Raw genomic sequence first — 4,545 nt, 5'->3', positions numbered from 1 at the left:
TCTTCGTCGCTCTGGTCGAAGCGTGCGTCGAGATGGCGGTACAGGCGCAGACGCCCACGTGCCGGGGCGCTCATGCCAGCGGCTCCATCGCGTCGAGCGTTTCTTCGTACCAGCGGCGACGCAGCTTGCCGATCACCAGGCCAGCAATGCCGGCAACGAGGCCCAGCACGGTCGCATCGAAGGCAACCGTCACGGCGCTGGCCAGCTTGGCCGGATCGCCTTCACCCAGCGCGGCCAGACCAGGCCCGAGCGGAATGATGGTGGCCATCAAACCCAGCATCGGCGGGATGCGCGCCAGCAGGTCAGCGCGCTCCAGGCGGTGACGGGCCAGCTTCTGCACCTGTTCGACGTTGCCGGATGCGCGCAGTCGGGCCAGGCCGTGAAAGCGCTCGCCGACGGCGATGCCCGATTCGACCAGCGCAATGGCGCAGCCGGCCAGCAGCGCCACCAGCGAAGGCGTGAGTAGCCAGCTGACGGCGTCGTGCAGCCAGGCATAGGACAAGTGATCAATCATGGAGTACTCCTTACAGGTTGAGGGATGCTGCGGCCGCGCCACAGGCCGAGCGCAAACAGGACGAAGCAGGCGGCGAGGATGACCAGGACCTGCACGATGCGCAGGCCAGGGAGCGGCGCGGGTTCGGGTTGCTGGTTGAGTTCATACACGCGCATGGCTGGCGGGGCCGCCGGTGCGGGCGCAGCAGGCGCCTGCCCCTGCTGTGCGTCAGCGCGTAGCGGCGCCGCGGCCGGCGAGCCAGCCGACGCCGGGACCGCAAGCGCCGGCAGCATCTCGCCGCGCGCCTTTGCCAGCGTCACGCCGAGCTGCTGCGCATCGCCGCGATCGAGTTGTGGCGCCAGCCAGCCCCACATCGGGTGATCGGGCGACGTGTGGCCGCTGCCCGGCAAGCCATTGGCAGCCACCAGGCGCGCCAGTTCGCCGCCCATCGTGCGGATCGTTTCCGGGTCGGTCTTCCAGAAGCCTTYTTCGGCAGCCACCATGAACACGGCCAGCATGTGCGCCTTGACGTGCGCGTTGTGGCGCTGGCCCAGGAATGCGGGCAGGCCGAGCTTGTGCGCATCGTCGAAGTAGACGGCCTTGACTTCATCCCAGGCCCAGTTCTTCACGAGGTCCGGCCGTGTGACCTGCCAGCCCCACAGGTTCTCGATGAATTYCTGGCCCATCGTGCGTGCGCCCGAGTAGCCGTTGTCCATCAATGGGCGCAGCCACGCGGGGTTCAGGAAGCGCCCGCGCAATTCGCCCAGCAGCGCGGTGGCCAGCGGCTCGACGTCCGCCTGGCCCGGCCGCCCGTGCTGCAGGATCAGCGCGTCCGGCACGCGGCCGGTGCGTGTCTCGACGGCCAGCGACAGGCCGCCCAGATAGTCGAAGGCATCGTTGTTGTCGAGCAGACCGTACAGATTGCTGGCGCGGCCGTGGTAGGTGCGGTGGATGCCGTCCAGCGCCACGTCGAAGGCGCGGTGCTGCGCGTCGCCGTCGGCATCCAGGCCGTACGCATGGCCCATGCGGTTGCGATACGCGCGGCCGATTTCTTCGCGCTCGCGCCAGGCGCCCGAGCGTTCGGTCAGGCGGTTCACGCCCGTGCCGTACGCGCCCGGCGCATCGCCGAACACGCGCAGCGCGGCGCCCTGCCCCGCTTCGAGGGTCGATGCACCGCCGGCGACCAGCGCGCGCTGGCGCACCAGCCACTCGCGGGCGACCCGGTTGTCCTGCACTGCTTCAGTGCCCCAGGCGGTGCCCTGGAGCGGCGCCAGCGCCGCTTGCAGCGCCTCGCGCAGGGTCGGGTCTTGCCGCGCCATCGTCTCGGCGGACGCCGCCAGCGCCAGCCGGCCGGCGCGGTCGATCAGGCGGATCAGGTTCGGGTACAAATCGCGGAACAGCCCGGACGTGGTCACCAGCGCATCGCGCCGCACGGCGCCCGGCACCAGGCGCACATCGGTGACAATGCCGCGCGCATTCCAGACTGGCTCGGCGCCCATCATGGCCAGCGCGAAGCCGACCATCACGCCTTCATCGCGCACGGCGTCCGACGCCCACAGGATGATGCCTTCGCTGCCCTGCTCCCGCCCAGCGTCGCCCTTGCTGCGCGCCATCGCCTTGGCCGCCATCTTTTGCGCCAGCCCGAAACCCAAACGCGTCGGCAGGATGTCGCCATCGACCGCGTGGAAGTTGCGGCCCGTCGGCAGTGCCTCGGGTGAGCGCAGCGGATCGTTGCCCTTGCCCGGCTCGATGTAGCGGCCATCCAGGCCGGCCAGCAAACCCGCCATTTCGCGTCGTGGCGAGTCGCGCAGTTTGGCGGCGATGGACGGATCGTCGATGCCGCTCTTGGTCATCGAATCGAGCATCAGGTCGAGCGACTTCTGGTCCCACGGYCGGCCAAAGACGTGCAGGCCGAATGGCATGAACTTCTCTTGCAGCTTGGTCAGGTAGTGGCCGACCTCGTGCGCCAGCAAATCGTCATCGGCAGCATCGAAGCCGATGCCCCGCACTTCGAGCACGTCGGACATCGACGCTTCGAGTTCGGCGCGCAGGTTCAGCGCCAAGACACGCTCGCGCATCAGTTGCGCGGCCTGCGTCTTGAGTGACTCGGACGACGCGGCTTCGAAACTTTCGACGATCTGGCGCAGCGACAGCAGCTCGTCGTACAGCGGCGTCGTTGCCAGCGGGGGCGTCAGGTGGTCGACGATGATCGCCAGGCCGCGGCGCTTGGCCTGCGTGCCCTCGCCCACGCCGTCGACGATGTACGGGTAGATGCCAGGCAGGTCGCCCGCGATCAGGCTGGGATAATCGTCGCTCGACAGGCCCACTGCTTTACCGGGCAAAAATTCGAAGGTCGAGTGGCGCCCGACGTGCACGACAGCGTCGGCCTTGAAGCGGTCGCGGATCCAGTGGTAGAAGGCCAGATACTGATGCGGCGGCGTGATGCTGGTATTCGCGTGCAGCAGTTCTTCATCGACTTCCCAGCCGCGCGGTGGCTGCGGGCCGATGAACACATTGCCGAACGTAAGGCCCGGTACCAGCAGCTTGCCGCTGTCGACCATCACCTTGCCCGGCGCCGGTCCCCAGCCGCGCATGCCTTCGATGCCATAGCCGATCAGGCGCCGATACAGCGGTGCGAGCGCCTTGCACGGACTGGGTTTACTGTCATCGAGGCAGGCGCGGTAGCCGTCTTCGAGCGCATGCAGATCGCGCGTGGCCTGCACGCGCTGCGGATGGTCGACACCTTCGACCAGATGCAGCAATTCCTTGATGATCGTCTCGGCCTGCTTGCGGCCCGGCGCGCGCTCGCCCTGCGCTTCGGCGACCAGCACGTCGGCATGCAGGCGGCCCAGCATGCCGTCCTTCATCTCGCCCTGCACGCGCGGTGCAAGCGTCGCGAACCAGCGCGCGTAGTCGGCCGCGCTGACGCTGTTCACCACGCCGCTCATTTCGCGCAGCGCGGCGCGGTCTTCCGGCAGGTTCACGCCGTGCGCCATGATCATGTCGAGCAGCGCTTCGGGCGTGGCCGGCAGATCGCCGACCGTGTAGCCGGCCGCCTTGAGTGCATGCAGCATGTCGAACAGCGACGCCGGCACGTTCAGGTTGTCGGCGCCGATATTCTGGCGGCCCGGCGGGTGGTTGTAATAGACCATCGCGACGCGCTTGTCGGCGTTGCGTTTGGCACGCAGCGCCAGCCAGCGGCTCACGCGCGCCGTCATGCGATCAACTTCGGCCGGCAGCAGCACCGGCGGGCGGTTCTCGATGCCGGTCAGGCGGTCGCGCTGCGACTGGCCGAGCGCCGCCACCACCATCGGCTGGCCGATGCCCTGCAATTCAGGCAGCGCGACGCGGTACTGGACCGAATCCGGCGGCAGGCCATCGGGCGAAAGCTGCCACCCGATCGCGGTGCGGTCCGACAGGCGGATCGCCTTGAACACGGGGATATCGAGGCGTTTGAAGGCTTCGCTGACGACTTCACGGCCTTCGGCGGCGCCGACGACGAAGTCCTGCAGCACCACCAGCGCCGCCGGTCGGGCCGGCGCGATCAGCTCGGGCAGGCGCACCAGCGCTTCGCGCGAGGCGCCGCCCCAGCGCGTGAGCAGCTGCACGCAGGCCTGCCCTTGCTCTTCGATGCGGCGGCACAGGGCGGCCGGCACCATGCCATCCATGTTCGCCAGGTCGAGCACGACGACGGTCGGGCGGTCCTTCAGACCAAGTTTGGCGGCGTTGCCCCAGGCAGCGGCGTCCTGCAGCTCGTTCTGGCCGACGCGCAGTCGCAGCGTCGGTTCTAGCAGCGGAGGGCCGAGCGCTGTCGATGGATGCAGCAGGTGGGCGATGAGGGCCGTGGTGTTGTCCACGCCGCCGGCTTGCCAGACGCGGCGCGCCGCGAGCCAGTGACGGGCCGCGGGATTCGCCTCTGCCGCCTGTAGCGCGGCGGGCGCCGGCGCTTCGGCCGCCAGTTCGCGCAGCAGCTCGGGCGCGAAACCGGCCAGGCTGCCGTGCGCGGCGCGCGTCATCAGGTTCAGGCTTGCTTCGCCGTTGAAGGCCAGCAC

2 protein-coding genes are annotated in these 4,545 nt (G+C 69.1%); both read right to left on the bottom strand.

What is annotated here, in order from left to right; genetic code table 11:
- Positions 1-70: 70 nt before the first annotated feature.
- Positions 71-502 carry a MotA/TolQ/ExbB proton channel family protein gene (locus AC1DYN_RS31570; RefSeq protein WP_477966598.1) on the bottom strand — a complete coding sequence of 144 codons (432 nt, stop codon included), beginning with the start codon at positions 500-502 and terminating at the stop codon, positions 71-73.
- Between the two features lie 8 nt (positions 503-510).
- Positions 511-4,545, bottom strand: a 4,035-nt coding sequence (locus tag AC1DYN_RS31565; RefSeq protein WP_477966596.1) for a cobaltochelatase subunit CobN, incomplete at its 5' end; no start/stop codon positions are given.

The organism is Rhizobacter sp. P2_D12 (genome assembly GCF_056404395.1).
Note: the sequence above shows the minus strand (reverse complement) of the source record. Positions and strands in the feature narration are given on the sequence as shown.